Annotated in this window: 17 protein-coding genes and 1 tRNA gene; 12 read left to right on the top strand and 6 right to left on the bottom strand. The window is 70.5% G+C overall.

What is annotated here, in order from left to right; genetic code table 11:
• Nucleotides 1-18 precede the first annotated feature (18 nt).
• The 6 genes from ACF0H8_RS19550 to ACF0H8_RS19575 all read left to right on the top strand — a co-directional run bounded on the left by ACF0H8_RS19550 (nucleotide 19) and on the right by ACF0H8_RS19575 (nucleotide 6,812).
• A complete protein-coding gene (locus tag ACF0H8_RS19550; protein WP_395290514.1) occupies nucleotides 19-1,359 on the top strand; it encodes a conjugal transfer protein TrbL in 1,341 nt (446 codons plus the stop codon).
• On the top strand, nucleotides 1,356-2,813 hold the full coding sequence (locus ACF0H8_RS19555; protein WP_395290515.1) for an SCO6880 family protein: 1,458 nt from the start codon (nucleotides 1,356-1,358) through the stop codon (nucleotides 2,811-2,813). Before ACF0H8_RS19550 ends, ACF0H8_RS19555 begins: the two co-directional genes overlap by 4 nt.
• A 20-nt stretch (nucleotides 2,814-2,833) precedes the next feature.
• The gene (locus ACF0H8_RS19560) at nucleotides 2,834-2,986 is read left to right on the top strand and encodes a hypothetical protein (RefSeq protein ID WP_395290516.1); all 153 of its coding nucleotides are present in this window, start codon (nucleotides 2,834-2,836) and stop codon (nucleotides 2,984-2,986) included.
• 712 nt (nucleotides 2,987-3,698) lie between these two features.
• Nucleotides 3,699-4,181 (top strand): hypothetical protein, encoded by a 483-nt coding sequence (locus tag ACF0H8_RS19565; protein WP_395290517.1) that lies wholly within the window; start codon nucleotides 3,699-3,701, stop codon nucleotides 4,179-4,181.
• Complete coding sequence (locus tag ACF0H8_RS19570; protein WP_395290518.1) at nucleotides 4,178-5,656, top strand: ATP-binding protein; 1,479 nt, start codon at nucleotides 4,178-4,180, stop codon at nucleotides 5,654-5,656. The genes ACF0H8_RS19565 and ACF0H8_RS19570 overlap by 4 nt, the downstream gene beginning before the upstream one ends.
• A 103-nt stretch (nucleotides 5,657-5,759) precedes the next feature.
• Entirely contained in the window at nucleotides 5,760-6,812 is a 1,053-nt protein-coding gene (locus ACF0H8_RS19575; RefSeq protein WP_395290519.1) for an ArdC family protein, read from the top strand.
• Here ACF0H8_RS19575 and ACF0H8_RS19580 read toward each other — a convergent pair.
• A complete protein-coding gene (locus ACF0H8_RS19580; protein WP_395290520.1) occupies nucleotides 6,794-7,018 on the bottom strand; it encodes a hypothetical protein in 225 nt (74 codons plus the stop codon). The genes ACF0H8_RS19575 and ACF0H8_RS19580 overlap by 19 nt on opposite strands.
• A gap of 171 nt (nucleotides 7,019-7,189) precedes the next feature.
• Here ACF0H8_RS19580 and ACF0H8_RS19585 point away from each other — a divergent pair, with 171 nt between their 5' ends.
• From ACF0H8_RS19585 to ACF0H8_RS19610, 6 genes are all read left to right on the top strand, one after another.
• Nucleotides 7,190-7,360, top strand: coding sequence for a hypothetical protein (locus tag ACF0H8_RS19585; protein ID WP_395290521.1), 171 nt, complete (start codon nucleotides 7,190-7,192; stop codon nucleotides 7,358-7,360).
• On the top strand, nucleotides 7,357-9,120 hold the full coding sequence (locus ACF0H8_RS19590) for a type IV secretory system conjugative DNA transfer family protein (protein ID WP_395290522.1): 1,764 nt from the start codon (nucleotides 7,357-7,359) through the stop codon (nucleotides 9,118-9,120). The genes ACF0H8_RS19585 and ACF0H8_RS19590 overlap by 4 nt, the downstream gene beginning before the upstream one ends.
• A 321-nt stretch (nucleotides 9,121-9,441) precedes the next feature.
• Nucleotides 9,442-10,377: a hypothetical protein gene (locus tag ACF0H8_RS19595; protein WP_395290523.1), complete on the top strand. Its 936-nt coding sequence runs from the start codon at nucleotides 9,442-9,444 to the stop codon at nucleotides 10,375-10,377.
• 14 nt (nucleotides 10,378-10,391) lie between these two features.
• Entirely contained in the window at nucleotides 10,392-10,946 is a 555-nt protein-coding gene (locus ACF0H8_RS19600) for a hypothetical protein (RefSeq protein ID WP_395290524.1), read from the top strand.
• 1,197 nt (nucleotides 10,947-12,143) lie between these two features.
• Nucleotides 12,144-12,551, top strand: coding sequence for a single-stranded DNA-binding protein (locus tag ACF0H8_RS19605; protein ID WP_395290525.1), 408 nt, complete (start codon nucleotides 12,144-12,146; stop codon nucleotides 12,549-12,551).
• 4 nt (nucleotides 12,552-12,555) lie between these two features.
• The gene (locus ACF0H8_RS19610; protein WP_395290526.1) at nucleotides 12,556-13,197 is read left to right on the top strand and encodes a hypothetical protein; all 642 of its coding nucleotides are present in this window, start codon (nucleotides 12,556-12,558) and stop codon (nucleotides 13,195-13,197) included.
• A gap of 164 nt (nucleotides 13,198-13,361) precedes the next feature.
• On the opposite strand, the gene xerC is transcribed toward ACF0H8_RS19610, so the two are convergent.
• From xerC to ACF0H8_RS19635, 5 genes are all read right to left on the bottom strand, one after another.
• Entirely contained in the window at nucleotides 13,362-14,729 is a 1,368-nt protein-coding gene (xerC, locus tag ACF0H8_RS19615) for a tyrosine recombinase XerC (RefSeq protein WP_395290527.1), read from the bottom strand.
• 17 nt (nucleotides 14,730-14,746) lie between these two features.
• Nucleotides 14,747-15,064, bottom strand: coding sequence for a helix-turn-helix transcriptional regulator (locus ACF0H8_RS19620; protein ID WP_395290528.1), 318 nt, complete (start codon nucleotides 15,062-15,064; stop codon nucleotides 14,747-14,749).
• 113 nt (nucleotides 15,065-15,177) lie between these two features.
• Nucleotides 15,178-15,250 (bottom strand) — tRNA-Ala (locus ACF0H8_RS19625).
• An 84-nt stretch (nucleotides 15,251-15,334) separates the two neighbouring features.
• Nucleotides 15,335-16,762 (bottom strand): hypothetical protein, encoded by a 1,428-nt coding sequence (locus ACF0H8_RS19630; protein ID WP_395290529.1) that lies wholly within the window; start codon nucleotides 16,760-16,762, stop codon nucleotides 15,335-15,337.
• A gap of 89 nt (nucleotides 16,763-16,851) precedes the next feature.
• Entirely contained in the window at nucleotides 16,852-17,463 is a 612-nt protein-coding gene (locus tag ACF0H8_RS19635) for a GNAT family N-acetyltransferase (protein WP_395290530.1), read from the bottom strand.
• Nucleotides 17,464-17,468 lie beyond the last annotated feature (5 nt).

The raw sequence follows: 17,468 nt of genomic DNA on the forward strand, positions 1-17,468 counted from the left end.
AAGAGAGCGGGTAACGAGATGAGTGTGTGCGACCTGCCAGTCATCACGACGGTGTGCGCGACAGCCGGAGAAGGTGCCGCCACCGTCTTGGTCTCCGGGTTTGAGTGGCTCGCCAGCGGCGTCGCCGGGGTCGCCGCCTTCCTGATCCAGTCCGTCTGGGCGCTGTTCGAAACCACCACGTTCGTCGACGTCACCACCGGCCAATTCCGAACGGTCTACGCGATCGTGTTCGGCATCGCCGTATTCGTAATGCTTGGATTCTTCCTGCTGCAGGTCATCGGCGGCATGGTCCGCCGCGAACCGGCCGCTCTGTCCCGGGCCGCGCTGGGACTGGCCAAGTCCGTCCTGGGATCCTTCGTCGTGCTCGCGCTGGTCGCCGCGGCCCTCGAGATCACCGACCAGCTGTGCATCGGGATCGTGCACGCGACCGGCGGCACGATGAGCGAGATGGGTGAAAAGCTCGACCTGCTCACCGCCTCTCTGCTGCTGACCACCGCAGGCGGGCCGGGCGTGACGATCCTGCTCACCTTGTTCGTCGGCGGCCTGGCCGCCGGGGCGGCCTTCATCGTGTGGATCTCACTTCTGGTGCGGAAGGCTCTGCTTCTCATCGCCGTCGTGTTCGCGCCCGTCGCGCTGGCCGGTGCCACTTGGGACGCCACCCGCGGCTGGGCCAGCCGCTGGGCATCGTTCGTGATCGCGCTGATCGTGTCCAAACTCGTGATCGTGGTGGTGTTCCTGCTCGCCATTGCCCAGGTCGCCGCACCGATCGACTCCGACCTCCAGTCGCTGGCCGATCCCATCGCCGGGATCGTGCTCCTGCTCGTGGCCGGCTTTGCCCCGTACCTGACCTACAAGGCCATCAGCTTCATGGGCTTCGACATGTACCACGCGATGTCCGCCGAGCAGGAGGCCAAGCACGCACTCAACCGGCCGCTGCCGGTCCCGACCCGGCTCCCGGCGCGCACGCCGGCGAAGGTGCTCGATGTCGGCGGAAGTGGTGGCACTGCCAATGGCGGCGCGCTAGTACCAGGCGGGCGCCCATCTACGGGAAGCGGCGCAGGCGGCACGCCGGCGGCGGCGTCCCGATCGTCGACGACCGCCGCAGGCAGCACGCCGGCGGCGGCGTCCCGATCGTCGACGACCGCCGCAGGCAGTGCGAAGGCGGCTGGTGCAGCCGCCGGTGCTGGTGCGGCGGTGCCCGGCGTTGGACTCGCCGTTGCTGGGGCTGGGGTCGCGGACAAGGCCGCCACCGCCGGGCCGAAGGTCGCTGGCCCCGTCGCCGCCACGACGGAGCACCACCACGACGGTGCCATGCCCCCCGCCGTCACTACACCTCGTCCGGGAGGTACCCGGTCATGACCACAGCTCCGACCGCCCACGAGAGTGAGCTCGGGCAGGTTAAGTTCTCTCGCCTTTCCCGCCGAGGGGTGCTGCTCGGGCTGTCAGGCCCACAGCTGACCACCGTCGGAGTTTCCGCGGTTGCACTCGTCGCCGCGCTCATCACCGGCGGCATGACGTTCGCCTACGTCCTGCCGTTGCTCGCTATGAGTGCCGCGCTCGTCTGGGTCCGGGTAGGAGGACGCCCGCTGGTTGAGTGGCTCCCGCTCGCGATTGGGTGGGGCCGTCGGTCGGCGACCGGGCAGCTCGAGTATCATGCGCGGATCGGCAAGCCACGCCCTGCCGGGACGCTCGCGCTACCCGGAGACGCAGCCGCGCTGCGGCAGTACGTCGATGTCGTCACCGGTGCGGTGTACGTACACGATCCGCACACGAACACGCTCACCGCGATCCTGCGGGTCGAGCACCCGGCATTCGTGCTCCTCGACCCCGCCGAGCAGCAACGGCGGGTCGCAGGCTGGGGCAGGGTGCTCGCGACCGTTTGCCGATCCGGGCGCTTGGCCGCGGTCCAGGTCATCGAACGCACCCTGCCCGACTCGGGTAAGTCCCTCACCGACTGGTGGCACGTCCACGGCCATGACGACGGCTCCTGGGCTGCGCGCACCTACGGACAGCTCGTCGAGCACGCTGGACCCGCGGGTGATCGGCATGCCACGACCGTCTCCTTGGCGCTCGATCTGCGCGCCGCCACCCAGGCCATCAAGGCCGCTGGAGGCGCGATGCGGGGAGCCGCCGCAGTACTTCGGCAGGAGATCGACACCCTGACTGCCGCACTGCGGGCCGCGGCGCTGACGCCATCCACACCCCTCGATCCAGGCGACCTTGCGCTCGCCCTGCGCACTGCCTACGACCCAGCCATCGCGCCCGCCCTCGAACGGCATGGGAATCTCGGCCGCGACCTGGCCACCGCCGGCCCTGTCTCCCTTGCCGAGTCCTGGGGGTCGCTGCAGTCGGACTCCACGCACCACGCGGTGCTGTGGATCAGCGAGTGGCCACGCTCGGCGGTCATGCCAGGTTTCCTCGCACCCCTGACGCTGTCTGCCGGAGTGCGGCATACGCTCAGCATGCTCTTCACACCCATGCGGGCTGACACCGCCGCCCGGGACATCCGCAAGAAGAAGACCGAGTACATTTCCGACGCTGCCCAGCGTGCGAAGCTTGGGCAGCTCGAGGACGCCGCGCAGTCCGCTGAGTACGGGGACGTGCTCCAGCAGGAAGCCGACCTCACCGCCGGCCACGGCATCCTTCGCGTGAGGGGCCTCATCGCGGTCAGTGCTGCCGACTCAGATGAGCTTGAGCGTGCCATTGCCGCGATCGAGCAGGCCGCGATTCAGGCATCCTGCGAGACGCGGCGCTTGTGGGGTCAGCAGGCCCGAGCGTTCGCGGCTTCGGCGCTTCCCTTGTGCCGGATGTGAGCCGGGCCGAGCGTGAGGACGTGCGCCTGTACAACGCCGCAATGGGCGACGGGTGGTCGGCGGATGAACTGCGCAGGTTGGGCCTCGGTGAGCCGGAGGAAAAGTTGCGCACGCGCCGCCGCGCCGCGGCAAAGAAGCCCCGCGATGGAGAGCACTGTCGCCGCATCGGTTGAGCAGCACGACCCGGCGCGCCCGCGCCGGCCTTCAACTGACCCACGAGCCGGCCCCGGTTCTCTGATGCGCACGGTGGTGCCGGTGCCGTCAAGGGCGCTGCGCGTCGCTGTGCGATCCGGCTGCGCCGCACCCTGGACCGCGCCCGCACTGAACACCGCCGGGGCCGGGGAAACAATGGCGATCACGCAAGCACAGCCGGTCCGGCCGACGTTTCCTGGTCCGCGCGGTTGAGCGCATCTCAGTGGCCGGGCGCTGCCCGGCGGGTGGGTCTACGGGCTGAAGTGGGACGGCTGCCTTCACTGAACGTCGCCGGGTCGAGCACGTGCTCGACGGGCCGAACAGTGATGCGCTTCTCTGGTTCCCTTAAGCGGGCGGCGAGGACAGCAGCGACCCACTCCTTGCGGCGTATTCAGGCTCCGTGGTCGGCGGCTCGTGCGGGGACCGGCTGCATCCCCTCGTCGATTGTCCACCGTTGGGCAGGGGCATGAGATCGCCGATCACGACACTCCGAACGCCGTCCTGGGCGGCGGCGAGCTTGTCCGGGTCCATCACGGTAGGCCGCCCGCCGATGCGCGCCTGCGCCCGGGCGGCCGCGAGGCCGCGAGGCCGCGAGGCCGCGAGGCCGCGAGGCCGCGAGGCCGCGAGGCCGCGGTAAGCGGAGACGGCATCGCACCTACCCGGTAACCACGATTCATCTGCGGGAGGTCACCGATGCCCGACTATGAGAACCCCGTCCCCTCGGCGCAGGAGGCTGCTGAGGCCGTGAGGGCGCTTGCCCACGCGACCCGAAGTTTCGGCGACGACACCTCGGGCACGTACTGGGTGGTCGGGGAACTGCTGTCGACGGCGCGTCGCCTGGAACAGGTGCTCCACCAGGGGGCCGCGGCGCACCACGACGGCCGCGATAAGGCGCGAGGAGAGGACGGCAGCCCGGTCACCGGGCGTGCGCACGCGCTGACCGCTGCCGGTGAGCTGCGCCGGGCAGCGCAATTGCTCGGGCAGGCCGAGGCGCACTTGAACGCCGCATCCAAGCACTCGGGCAAGATCGTGTGGGCATCTTCCGTGCCATTGCGGCGGGAACCACCTCCAACCCCGATCCTGCCTCCGGCCCGGTCCTCGCAGCAGAACGTCGGTCCTGAAGAGGTGTCCCGGCGGATGGGCCCGTACCCGGGTGGTCCGGGACTCGCGCTGTGACAGGCCAGCGCCTGCACTCGGCAGTCCTGGTCTCCCCCGATGGGGAACGACGCCGGCTGCGCAAGGCCCGCCGTCGCGCTGCGGCGCAGGTCGTGGCTCGCGATCGCGAAGCACGGCTCGCGGAGGCACGGGCCAAGCGTGCCACGGAGCGGGCCGAGCGACGCTCGACGGTGATCCTGCCGGCCGCCGGGGAACCCGGACCAGCGGCCCTGCGCACCCACGGCCGTCTGCGGATCCCACGCCACCAGGACACCTCGGCTACCTGGGCGGGCGCTTACCCGTTCCTGGCCGAGGGCGGCCTCGGTGCCGATGGAGTCTTCGTCGGTCAAGATCTGTACTCCGGCTCCTCGTTCGTCTACGACCCCTGGGTTCTGTACCAGCGAGGACTGATAACCGCACCCAACGTGGTCCTCGCCGGGATCGTGGGGTCCGGGAAGTCAGCGCTGGCCAAGTCGCTGTACGTGCGGTCGATCCCGTTCGGGCGGCGTGTGTACGTACCCGGCGACCCCAAGGGCGAGCACACCGCGGTTGCCGAAGCCGTCGGCGGACGTGCGATCAAGCTCGGGCAGGGCATGCCGAGCCGGCTGAACCCGCTCGACGAAGGCCAGCGCCCTGCCGGCTTCGACGACCACTCGTGGGCCGCGCAGGTCGATGCCCGGCGCCGCGACCTGCTCGGCGCGCTGGCCGAGACCGTGCTCGAACGGCGGTTGACCCCGCTCGAGCACACCGCGATCGACACCGCCTTGACCGCCACCCTGCGCTCGGTGGGGGTGCCGGTGCTGCCTGCCGTCGTCGATCACCTGCTCCACCCCGACCAGCGGGATGACACCGACCGGCGCCTGGCCGAAGACGGGCGTCACGCCGGGCACGCGCTGCGCCGCCTGGTGGCCGGCGACCTCGCGGGGCTGTTCGACGGGCCGTCCACCGTCGCTTTTGACCCGAATCTGCCGATGGTCTCTCTGGACCTGTCGCGAGTTACGGAGAATGCGACGCTGATCTCGGTGCTGATGACGTGCGCGTCGGCGTGGATGAAGTCCGCGCTGCTCGACCCTGGGGGCGGGCAGCGCTGGGTGGTTTACGACGAGGCGTGGCGGCTCATGCAGCACCCAGCGCTGCTGCGCCGCATGGACGCCCACTGGAGGCTCGCCCGGCACTACGGCATCGCGAACTTGCTGGTGTTCCACAAGCTGTCCGACCTGGACAACGTCGGCGACCACGGCAGCGCCAACCGCGCCCTGGCACAGAGCCTGCTCGCCAACGCCGAGACCCGGATCATCTACCGGCAGGAGACCGACCAGCTCGGACCGACCGCCGCCGCGCTCGGGTTGAACCGGACCGAGGCTTCCTTGCTGCCCACTCTCGGCGTCGGCCAAGGACTGTGGCGCATCCGCGACAGGTCGTTCTTGGCGCAGCACCAGCTACACCCCGACGAGGCGCGGCTCTACGAGACGGGCCAGCGGGCCCGCGGACTGTGAACTGGGGCTCACGAGAACGGACCGACCGAAGCCCGGCATAGCCAAGGGCCCCCGGGGCACGCCGCACACCTTCCTCACAGAACCCGTTCGGAGGGAGGACCCGATGTACCGCAAGTCGATGTCTCACGGGGAGAAGGTCGCCGCCCGGGAGGCGAAGCTTGAGGCCGCACACGCCAAGCTTGCCGATGCCGTCGGCGCCCTGGTCTCCGGGGCTGACTGGCAGCGCGCGATCGAGTTCGCCGCGCGGTTCAGGTCGCGAAGCTTCAACAACACCCTGTTGATCTGGTTGGCCCACACCGAGGCCTACGTGGCCGGGCGTGTGCCGGAGCCGACCCCTACCTACGTCGCGGGCTACCACCAGTGGCTGAGCCTGGGCCGACACGTGGTCAAGGGGCAGTCCGGGTACATGATCCTGGCTCCTGTCACCGCCAAGTTCGCCTCCGACAACCCCACCGATCCGGGTTCGTGGCGGCGCCTCGGCCGGGGGGAGGGTCCCGCCGACGGCGAGGCCATGCGGTCCAAAGTCGTCAACGTCCGCCCGACCTACGTCTGGGACATCTCACAGACCCAGGGCGAGCCGATCCCGCTGCCTCCCATGCCCAAGCTCCTCGAAGGGCAGGCGCCCGAAGGGCTGTGGGACGGCCTGGCGGCGCAGATCTTCGACCACGGGTACGCGTTACGCCGGGTGCCGAACGCCGCCGGGATCGGTGAAGCGAACGGGCTGACCAACTTCGCAACAAAGGTCGTCTCGGTCCGCGACGACATGGGCGAGCTAGCGCGTTGCAAAACCCTCGCCCATGAGCTCGGGCACGTGCTGCAGGGAGCCAGTGACGAAGGGGTGAGCCACCGCGGGATCGCGGAGGTCGAGGCCGAAAGTGTTGCGCTGATGACGCTCGCCGCGCACGGCCTCGACACCTCGGCGTACACGGTCCCGTACGTCACCGCCTGGGCGACCAGCGTGGAAGGACGTGACCCGGTGGAGGTTGTCGCCTCGACCGCCGAACGGGTGCGCTCGATGGCGGTACAGATCCTCGACCGGCTGGAGACGCTCAAGGTCCCCGACGGCGCCCCGCCCGGTTTGCGGTACGAGGCTCCGACTGCGCAGCGTTCTGGAGCCCAGGTGTCGGTGCCATCGCGTCAGGCGGTGACATTGTGAGGCGCCCGCAGACGAAGGTGCCGGTCGTGCTGCCGCGCGTCCTTGCCCGGATAGACGCCGACGAGCACCTGCACGTCACAGTCGACGGCTCCCCCGTCCAGGTGCCCGAGCCCGCCCGGCCGCTGCGCGCGGGCGACCTGCGGGACGTCGTCGCCGGCCTCGCCACCGAGCTCGACTGCCCCGTACGGGTCGATGTCCACCAGCACGGGATCGAACCATTCACCGACATCATCACCCCGACCCCGCCCGCCACATCGGCGCCGCGGTCTAAGGCTCCTGTCGCTGCTCCGTCGACTTCCGGTCCAGGGCGATCGCCGTTGGCACCGTTCGGGTTCGGCCTCCTTGGGTCCGGGTTCCTGCCCGGGGAGCAGGTGTGCGTGGCCGTCGTCGTCTCGACCCAACCCGCCGGCGTCGACGGGTGCGCATCCTTGCGGCTGCCGCCGTCGCTGCTCGCGCGGGCTCCGGGACTGCTGGTGTTGTTCGGACGCACGTCCGGGACGATCGTCGTCTCTGACCCCCACGACGCGACCGGCAACGGTGCAGCATGAGCGCCCCGAGCCCGACCCGCCCCGCCGGGGACGAGCTGACCAACCTCGGCCTCATCGTCGTAGTCTCCATGGCTGCGCTTGCCGGACTGCTGCGCCTGGCCGGCACCGTCACCGCGTTCCTCACCGGCACCGACCCGCCGACCGGCGGCGCCGAGGCCGGGGTGGGGGTCCTGCTGCACCCCGCAGACCCCGCTGCCGCCCTCGATGCGCCGGGGCTGAACCGAGTCGTGTACTGGATCGTCGTCGCCCTCATCCTGGCGCTACTTGCCGCCGCCGCGTGGGGCGTGTACAGGCTCGTCAGGACCCTCCGCCCCACCACCAAGGACCCGCGCCGGGTGGCCGGGACAGCCACCACCCAGCAGGTGGCCAAGATCGCGTCCACCAAGGCACTCCTGGCCCGCGGCAACCTGCGCCCATCGCTCGAGCGGCCCAAGCCGCACCAGGTCGGCTACCTTCTCGGCCGCTGCCGGGGCCGGGACGTGTGGGCATCGGTCGAGGACTCGATCCTGCTGCTCGGCCCGCCCCGTTCCGGCAAGGGCCTGCACATCGTCATCAACGCGATCCTGGACGCCCCCGGCGCGGTCATCACGACGTCCACCCGCCCGGACAACCTCACCACGACCCTTACCGCGCGTGGCCGTCGCGGACCCATAGCCGTATTCGACCCCCAACACCTGGCCGACGGCATCACGTCCGGGCTGCGCTGGTCCCCCGTGCGCGGCTGCCAGTCCCCACAGACCGCGATGACCCGCGCCCACGGCCTGGCCGCCGCGACCGGGCTGTCCACCGGCGGGGTGGAGTCGGGCGGGTTCTGGGAGGGCAAGACCCGTGCCGCGCTCCAGCAGCTCCTGCACGCGGCGGCGCTCGGCGGGTGTGGTGCCCGCGAGCTGTTCTCCTGGTCCCTGTCCCCATCGGCGGCCGCCGACGCCGTCGCGATCCTCGCCTCACACCCGGAAGCAGCTCCCGGCTGGTCCGCTGCCCTGGAGTCGGCGATCCACGCCGACCCGCGCACCCGCGACTCGGTCTGGATGGGCGTATCCCTCGCGCTGGGCTGCCTCGCCGATCCGCGCGTCCTGGACGCCGTCTCGCCCGCCCCCGATGACCAGTTCGACCCCGAGACTTTCCTGCGCGACAACGGCACCGTCTACCTGCTCGCCACCTCCGCCGGCGCCGGAGCCGCCGGCCCACTCGTCGCGGCATTCATCGAGGACCTCGTCGAGACCGCTAAACGACTGGCCGCCCGCTCCCCCAGCGCACGTCTGGACCCACCGCTGCTCCTCGCCCTGGACGAGATCGGCAACCTCGCCCCCATCCCCTCGTTGCCCGACCTGATGTCCGACGGCGGCGGGTCCGGGATCACCACCATGCCCGTCCTGCAGTCCCTGGCCCAGGCCCGAGGCAAGTGGGGCGACGAGAGGGCCGGCACCATGTGGGACGCTGCCATCGTCAAGATCATCCTGGGCGGCGGTGCCGTCGCCCGTGACCTGCAAGATCTGTCGGCACTCATCGGCGACCGCGACGAGAACACGGACACCATTTCCGTCGGTGACTACGGCTCCCGGTCCCTGCAGATCTCCACCCGCAGGGTACCGATCATGCCGCCCGAAGCCATCCGCACCTTGCCGTTCGGGACCTCGCTCACACTCCTGCGCGCAGCCGCGCCGATGATCACCGATCTGCGCCCCTGGACCGCTCGCCACGATGCTGTGGAGATCGCAGCAGAGCGGCGCCAGATCGAGGAACTGTTTCGGCGCAGTTGAGGCTGTCGGACTTCTAATCCGTAGGTTGCAGGTTCGAGTCCTGCCGGGGGCACCCGTTTTCCACTGATACAGCGCCATTTTGGTAAGAATGGTTCTCGCACTGACCGGGGCGTGCAGCACACGTGCAGCAGCCGTGAGCGGGAGGCACTCGAGGCGGGGGCGCTCGACGCTGCCCGCCCCACTCCCCCGCTCACCCCCCAGTCTCCTGTCGGCCGAGGCCCGCTTAGCGCTCAACCTAGAGGTATATCGGCCGATAATGGGGGCATAATCTCAGCGGTCGACGACGAAGCGACCCAACAGACGAGTGAGGAGTGCCCACCAATGGCGGCAGGCAAGACACGGCTGGTCCGGTTCTATGAGCCGTGGATCGAGGAGGGCTCGAACATCCGGCTCGCGGACGCTGACTTCTGGCACTACCTGCATCAGGAGGCCAGCGGTCGGCCCGCTGAGGAGCGACGCATTACGGTTCGAGGCACCGACTACTTCGGCCTGGCGAGCGAGGTCGACGGGACGCCCTATATCTACTTCGGGCGGCGCCGCAAGGAGTCCGACTTCCCGGACCACGAGTTCGGTGACGACCAGACCGGCCCCCTCCCCGAGGGCCTCCGATTGGTCGAGCCGATGTATCTGGTCCCGTTCGGCCCGGGGAACACGGTTGCAACCATCCGCACCTCAGGCGGCCCCACCCTCTCGGCAGTCGAGAAGTGGATCAGCCGCCTGGTCTTCGGAATCGAGGTTGGGGCCACCATCACCCTCACCCCCATCCTCCGCCAGGACGCGGCCGCGAAGCTGGATCGGGCGGTGGCAGTCACAAAGCTCAACGTGAAGTTGGACCGGCACGTCGACGTCCCGGAAGGCGATGGTCGGGTGCTGACTGCCCTCCGCGAAGCGAGCGCCGCCGCCCACGGGGAAGCGACTATCGACCTCGAGCTTTCCTTTGGGGGGCTCACGCCGCTCGACGGGGAGTCGGACGATCTTCGTACCGGCCTGCAACAGCTCGCGGGGCGGCCCGGTGTCAAGAAGGCGAAGGGCACCGTCGTCGTACCGCACAACAACGGCATTCGCCGCCAGCACATCGACTTCGTCAAGGATGTGATCACTCATACGGTGACGGTCGGAGAGTCGGAGATGGAGCGGCCATCTCCAAGCGGCATGGTGGGGGCTGCTCTCGAGGCCATTGACGCCTTTCGAGAAGACCGAGAGTCGAGGGCATTGACGCATTCCGAGCGGACCGGGAGCAGTAGCCTAGGCCGATAGAAAGGTGGGTCTCTATGCCACGACGCATCCTCGGTGTGCTGGTCGACCGCCCCTCTGTCGTGACGATCGCGATGTTCGCGGCGGTGGTCGCACATGCGCTTATGTCGATCCGATACCCGTCGCTCAACTTCTGGAGCAGCGCGCTTCCCGATGGTGTGCCTGCTGACGGTGAGCCCGCACGATCCGTGTACCTGGCACTGTCAGGCGCAGCCGCTACATCAGCTGGCTTCGCCGGAGTCGTAATCGTCTTCGGTCTCACCACCAGCTCCCAGTCGTTCAGGAAGTTCCGCACAGCCGGTGGGGCGGAACTGAGGGCATCGTGGCTGTCCGTCATCGCCTCGTCGTTTGCGGCAACGATCGCCTCGTTGGCGGCTGCCGTCACCGCGATGTCGATCGTGGGCCCGTGGCTCTTCGAGCTCGGCGTGCTGCTTTGGCTGCACGGGATCTCGAGGATGCTGTTCCTCTTGCGCGGACTGATGGGCCTTGTGAAGCGCGACGACGCAGACGCGTCACGCGCGGACCGCGTGGTCAGCAGCGCGGACCTCTTCTCGCGCCGGCGCGCCGGCTGAGGAGACCCGCCCAGGCGCTCCGGTCTTCCTGACTACGGATCAGAAGGTTGGGGGTCCGAGTCCCTCCGGGGGCACAGCCGGATGAAGGCCTCGCATCGTTGGAGCTCCAACGATGCGAGGCCTTTCTCGTGGGCCGTCCCTCGCGGCAGCTGCCACTGAGATACACACACAGGTGCACACACGAAAGAAGCCGCGCGATCGCCGCCATCGCGCCGACACACACCGACACGCGTGGCCCGCGAGCGCCAGCTCGGCCCATGGCCTTGACGGTCAACGCCGGCGGACGTCGGAGACGGGGAGCCAGACGCCGCGGAGGCGGGCGCGGGCGTCGTCGACGATGACGAGCACCAGGCCTCGCGTCCACGCAGTCGCCACCGTCGCCATCTTCCTGCCCGCCCCCATTATTGAGGGTCGTCGTCGACCGATTTCCTCGCTACGCTCCCACGCGGTACCACGACGGCCCCGCCAGGCGGGGTCGCCCGTCTGTTCTGCTGGGCCCGAGCGGCCAGACGGGAAGCCCCCTGCCCCCCACTCCTACCGTGGGGGCAGGGGGTTTCTCCACCGACCCCTCTCGGGAGTGTCCAACGATGCTCAAGACGCGGGGTGTGCGGGCGTGTGGGTGGTAGCCACCAACATGAGGGGTGTGGACTTGGACCGGCAGCGGCCGTGGTGGGACGGCATCCAGGACATCCGCAACTCCCACGTAGTGCCCCCCAGGTTCATTCGCGCACGCGAACCCATCCCGGTGACCGTACGCATCGACTGGGCCAGCGACGGCGAGGAGCAGCTGAACGCCCGCGCCTTGGTCGCAGGGGACCGCCGCGAGGGCCCTTGCGGGCCCCCAGCCTGACGGGGTTGTCGGTCAGGGCGGTGACGAGCAACTCCGAGGCCGGCGTTGACGATGGCGATGAGGTCTTGGCGTACCTCGACGGCAGCTCGAGGGCGCTGAACGTGGGCGACCCAGTGATGGCGCGATGCTCGGGCATCGCTTCAGCCCTCGCTTCCCGCATCGGCGAACACAGCCCGCACCGCGGCCCAACCGGCAACTCGTCACACATGGCCGTGTGCTCAACTCTGAGCATGCTTATGTGCTCTATCTCATGTGCTCTATGACATAGCGCAACGCCGGAGACCCTGCACGCACCTCGTAGATGAGCGCGGTCCCCCGAGCGCGCCTCCCGGCAATAGGAGCTGATCATGTCGATCCTCACCAAGCAGTGCCTGATCGGGTTCATCGCTGCCCCGGTGCCCCGTCCCAAGTCCACTGAACAGGGCGCCACCCGAGTGCAGGTGCGCCTTCGGCTGCCGCACTGGCGCCGCAACCCTGGCGGCACGTTCACCCCGCTGAAGGACACGTACTGCACGCTTGTCGCGTTCGACGACGTCGCCCAGGAGCTGTACGGACGGTTCACCAAGGGCGACAAGATCATCGCTGCTGGGGTGGTCCGTACCTCCGACGAGGACCGTGACGGGCGCGCCGGGCCGCGTGAGCAGTTCGTCGCCTACCACGTCGGGCACGACGCGGTCCGCACCCGGTATGTCGTCGATCGCCCCCGGGTGCAGGCTGAGACGCTCGGCCTGCCCGTCGCCGCGGTGGGGCTGTGAGGCCATGAGCGAGGAGACTCCCGACGATCTTGACTGGCCGTTTCCCGTCCAGCCGTCCCTGATGTCCGACGACGAGCTGGACCTGCTCGCCGCCGGAGCGGATGGGCCGACATCGACGCCGACGTTGCAGCCCGACGAGGGTGAGGAGCCGCTGGCGCCGATCAACTGGAACCTGCTCTCGCCCGAGGACGCGCAGGTCGCGTGGCTGGATCTGAATGTGTGGGTCAACTGGCTACGTCACGCCTACGGCCTGCCCCCGACCTTGATCCCGCCGTTGTGGCATCGCCATGACGAGCTCGTCTGGGAGCTCTCGGCGCTGCACACGCACTGGCTGGCGTGCTACGACCCTGGTGCTTCCCCGTCGGCCCCGATCGCCTGGCACCGTGACTTCGCCGACGCCCGCAACCGGCTGCGGGAATGGGTCGCAACCTCGGGATCCCGCTTGGACCGCGACCGGCCCACCCGGACCACGACCTGGCCCGGGGAAGAAGCGACTGAGACACCGGAAGAGCGGGTCATCACCAACCGGGATGCGGACTTCGCCGCTTTCGTAGCCGACGACATCCTCGACCGTGCACACACCCGCCAGCGTGCTTGGCAACTTGCCGCCGAGCACCGTCGGCAGGAGGACGGGGGTGGGGCTTGAGCCTGATGACGCGGTGCGAGCTGAGACTTGCCGGCCTGGCGGCCGGACTCCGATCACCTCACCACGAGCCCGGGCCGCTTCCGCGTTCCTCATGCTGTCGCGCGCGCCGGCCCAAGCCGTGCATCCGAGGACATGGGCTCATGTCTGTAACGGGGGAACCGTCCTCACCATCCGGACTGCTCGTCGGCCGCCGCCAGCTCCTCAGTGGTAGCCGGCATCGTGCTGGCCATCCCCCGCTCAACCTCGAGGTCAGTCTCCTTCTTTGCCGCCTTCACCGCGCGGACTGCCTCCTGCACGGCCTGCTCCTCGCCGATCTCGACCATGGCCTGCAGCACGGCCGAGGTATCGGGCGCGAGCCGAAGCCGCTCGATGTAGTGCCTGGCGGTGACACCACCGTTGATCTTGTGCCCGAGCAGCGTCGCGGCATCAGCGGTCCCCCGCTCGCGCGCGACAAAGGTGGCCACGGTCGAGCGCAGCAGGTGCGGATGGACCTCGCCCTTCATGTGGGCGAGCTCGAGAGCCGCCCTGAGGGTCCTTCGGACGTTGTGCGGCGTCTGCGGCGTCATCGACGCCCGACCATCCTTGAACTGGCGAGATGGGAATACCGGCATCTCCGCCGTTGTGGTCTCGGGGCGAATCGCCTCTAGCGACTCGACCGTGAACCTCGGAATGATGATCGTCCGCTTCCCGGCGTCGGTCTTCGGCATCTCCTGCCGGATGGTGCCTTTCCCCTTGATGTCCACGAGCGTTGCGTCGACCGCGATGGTCGGCAGTCCATCCGGGCTCAGGTTCACCTCGCCCCAGTTGAGGGCGAGGGCCTCGCCGATGCGCAGCCCTGTCCCGAGCATCACGTCCACTGCGGCTGGCACATGCCCCGTCGGGCGCGGCCCAGACCGCCCCTGTCGGGCGGCCTCCCAGTCACGGACCGCCTTCCGGAGCCGGTACACGTCGGAGACGGTCATCGCCTTCGGGTCAGGCACCTTCCGCCTCGGCGTCGTGGTCTTGTCCATCGGGTTGAACCGCAGTGCGTCGTGCACGATCGCGCGGTCCAGCACGGCCTTGAATGCACCGCGGATCTGTACGGCGGTCACGACCATGTCGTACGGGCCCTTCGTGCCGCCGTCGATGATCGAGTTGATCCAGTCCTGGCAGACCGCAGTGGTCAGCTCGTGGAGTCGATACTTGCCGAGCTTCGGCACCAGGTGCATACCGAGCAGCCGCTCGTACTCATCGACCGTCTGCGGGCGCCGCGGCGGATTGGGCCACATGGACTGCACGCGCAGCTCGTCGATCCACTGCCGCGCCGCCAGGCCGACTCGGCTGTCAGGCTTGAGCTGGGCCGACCCTCTCGGCGCGTTGAGAAGCGCGTCGATCTCGGCCTGGACCGCCAAGCGCGCAGCCGGCCCGCTCTTCCGGTTCCGGGAGACCTGGGTGACCTCGCCGTTGAGCAGGCGAACGCGTACGCGCGCCTGGTACGACCCGCTCTTGTGCCGCGAGATGAAGATCTCACCGTGCTCGCCGGGCTTGAGCATGTCATGAGCCACCGCCCTCACCACCCCGACCCGGCGTCGGAGTGCGGCTCGTCTGCGGCCGCCGTCGCACGCGCCTCGAGCCAAGCCTTGACATCGGCCTCGTCGAACATCAGGTGCCGACCGATGCGGTACGCCTTCGGGGCAGTCCCGCGCTTGCGCCAGGTGTGCACCGTGGCGGGAGTGGTGTGGACCTTCGCGCACAGCTCGTCGAGGGTCCACATCGGCGTGCGATCCAGTCGGGGTTCGGTCTGCTCGTCCACGCCCGTCAGGTGCGCGACGACCGCCGGCACTGGGGGTCGGTCATGGGCATCCGTGGGCAGCGTCTGGATGCTCACGCGTGGAATCTCGCGTGGAATCACGGGGTTTTCGGTCCTCTCGGTCGAGGACTCCCGGGAATGCCGAAGGCCGCTGACCAGGGCGTTTACCCCGACCAACGGCCTTCAAGGAGTGGAGCTAGGGGGATTCGAACCCCCGACCTTCTCATTGCGAACGAGACGCGCTACCAACTGCGCCATAGCCCCTCAGCCCTTGCGGGCACCGCGAGTTTAGCACCGGCCCGCCCCGTGATGCGAAATCGGAACGTGGCTGCAAGGACGTTGCCTTGGTCACTCCCCCGCGGCGCGGCGGCGCGCGAGCACGGCATCGAGGTCGAGCGTGACGGCGACCGGCTCGGCCAGCACCGCCGCGGCGGTCGCGGGCGAGGCGGCCGTCGGCCGCTGCGGCACGGCGGCGGACGGCGTCGCGACCTCGTCGGTGTACGGGTCGACGTCGCGGCGGGGCAGGGCCGGCTTGAGGGTGTACGACGGGACGGGGACGGGCATCGGGGTCCACGCTGCGCCCGCCGGCGCCTCGTAGGCGCGGCGGTCCAGGGCGGGCGCGAGGGGGCTGGCCACGACCCGGCGCACATCGGGCGCGGGGTCGCCGTGGTCGGTGGCCGGAGCGGCGGCCGCCCGGTCGGGCGGGGCGGCGGAGCGCGCCCGGCCGGGCGCCGGCTCGGCGTCCGGGGCGTGAGTGCCGGCCGGCGCGGAGCTTCGCCCGGCGGCGCGGGCGGAGTTCCCGGTCGCGCGCTCGGGGTCGCTGGCGGGCACGGCGCCCGATCCGGCGGTGGCGCGGTCGGCACCGGGGGCGCGGCCGGTGACATGGGTGCGATCGGCGGCGGGGGTGCGATCGGCGGGGGCGCCCTCGGGCCGGGGCTCGCGGGGCGTCGCGCCGCCGTCGTCACCCTGGGCGGCTGACCCGACCGGCGCGTCGTCAGTGGCCGCGTCGCCGGTGTCGGGCGCGTCAGTGGCAGCGGCGCCGGTGTCGTGCGCGGCGGGCCGCGGCGTCGCCGGCGCTGCGGTGGCGCCGGCCGGGCGGGCCCCGGACAGACCCGCCGGACGGGCCGCCGCGGGCGGCAGGGCGCCGCGCGTGCGGGTCCCGGCAAGCCGGGACGGGGCGGGAGGCGTCTCCTCGCCGCGGCGGGGCAGCGCGCGCAGCCGCGCCTCGAGCCGGGCCATCTCCGCGCGGTCCCGCCGGTCGTGGGCGCGGGCCTTGGCGGCGGTGCGGCGGCCCAGGTCCAGCACCACGACCAGCAGCAGGGTCGGAGCGGCCCCCAGCGGCCACGGCGTCGACGCCAGGGCGAAGGCCGCCCAGCCGGCGACGGCGGCGAGCAGCAGCAGGACGGTCAAAGCGCGGTGACGGCGGACGGCGGCGGCGCGGCGAGCCACCCGGGCCGCCCGAGCGGCGCGCGCGGCCGCAAGGGCGCGCGCGTCCTCGGCGGCACTCTCGGTGCGAGCGTGAGGCCTGTTCACGGGTGCCTCCGGTCGTCGGGCTGGGTCGTGCAGGTAGGGGCGCGTGGCCTGCGGGCCGTGGTGCGTCCCGTCGGTCCGGGCGGTCCGCCCCGGGCCGGTCGTGGCCAGGATCCGTAGGTCGCCGGAGAACCGGTCCCCCACGCGGGAGTCGAGCAGCAGCTGCCTGTTGCGCACCAGCGTCGGCAGCAGGTAGCCCAGGAGGAGCAGGGTCAGCGCCATGACGACGTAACCCTGGATCTCCACGGCTCAACGCTAGGCGGGCCGCGACGCGCCGGACGTGACCGTCCGCGGCGTGTCTCGCGCGGGATGCGGCCGAAAACCCGGCGCGGCGGCTACCGCAGGCCCCCGCCGGCCGCCCGCCAGCGGCGCAGCAACCCGCCGGGCACCTCCTCGGCGGTGAGCGCGAAGGAGCGGTGGTCGCGCCAGTCGCCCTGGATGTGCAGGAGGCGGCGTCGCAGCCCCTCGTCGCGAAAGCCGAGCTTCTCCACCACCCGCAGGGAGGGCCCGTTCTCCGGGCGGATGTTGATCTCGATGCGGTGCAGCCCCGCCTCGAACCAGCAGAAGTCGCACGCCATCGCCACCGCCGTGGGCACCACGCCCCGCCCGGCGGCCCGCCGGTCGACCCAGTACCCGATCGTGGCGGAGCAGAAGGACCCGCGGGTGATGGAGGAGACGGTCAGCTGCCCGGCGAGGAGGCCGTCGAGCTCCATGACGAACGGCAGCGCCCGGCCCTCGCGGGCCTGCCGCTCCAGGGCGCGCACGTACTCGCGGAAGGTCGACGGCGGCTCCCCGGTCGGCGAGGTGGCCTCCCAGGGCGCGAGCCACTCGGCGTTGACCCGGCGCACCTCCTCCCAGGCGCGCTGGTCGCGGCGGTGCAGCGGGCGCAGCAGCAGGCGGTCCTCCGTCAGCGTCAGCGGCCACCGCACCGGCCACTCCGCCGTCATCGCGC

This window comes from Georgenia sp. AZ-5, assembly GCF_043952095.1.
Classification (GTDB): Bacteria; Actinomycetota; Actinomycetes; order Actinomycetales; family Actinomycetaceae; genus Georgenia.

Bases quoted from the DNA above. Each gene is read 5' to 3' on its own strand.
- ACF0H8_RS19550 (WP_395290514.1), top strand. From the start codon at position 19: ATGAGTGTGTGCGACCTGCCAGTCATCACGACGGTGTGCGCGACAGCC.
- ACF0H8_RS19555 (WP_395290515.1), top strand. From the start codon at position 1,356: ATGACCACAGCTCCGACCGCCCACGAGAGTGAGCTCGGGCAGGTTAAG.
- ACF0H8_RS19565 (WP_395290517.1), top strand. From the start codon at position 3,699: ATGCCCGACTATGAGAACCCCGTCCCCTCGGCGCAGGAGGCTGCTGAG.
- ACF0H8_RS19575 (WP_395290519.1), top strand. From the start codon at position 5,760: ATGTACCGCAAGTCGATGTCTCACGGGGAGAAGGTCGCCGCCCGGGAG.
- ACF0H8_RS19590 (WP_395290522.1), top strand. From the start codon at position 7,357: ATGAGCGCCCCGAGCCCGACCCGCCCCGCCGGGGACGAGCTGACCAAC.
- ACF0H8_RS19595 (WP_395290523.1), top strand. From the start codon at position 9,442: ATGGCGGCAGGCAAGACACGGCTGGTCCGGTTCTATGAGCCGTGGATC.
- ACF0H8_RS19600 (WP_395290524.1), top strand. From the start codon at position 10,392: ATGCCACGACGCATCCTCGGTGTGCTGGTCGACCGCCCCTCTGTCGTG.
- ACF0H8_RS19605 (WP_395290525.1), top strand. From the start codon at position 12,144: ATGTCGATCCTCACCAAGCAGTGCCTGATCGGGTTCATCGCTGCCCCG.
- ACF0H8_RS19610 (WP_395290526.1), top strand. From the start codon at position 12,556: ATGAGCGAGGAGACTCCCGACGATCTTGACTGGCCGTTTCCCGTCCAG.
- xerC (WP_395290527.1), bottom strand. From the start codon at position 14,729: ATGCTCAAGCCCGGCGAGCACGGTGAGATCTTCATCTCGCGGCACAAG.
- ACF0H8_RS19635 (WP_395290530.1), bottom strand. From the start codon at position 17,463: ATGACGGCGGAGTGGCCGGTGCGGTGGCCGCTGACGCTGACGGAGGAC.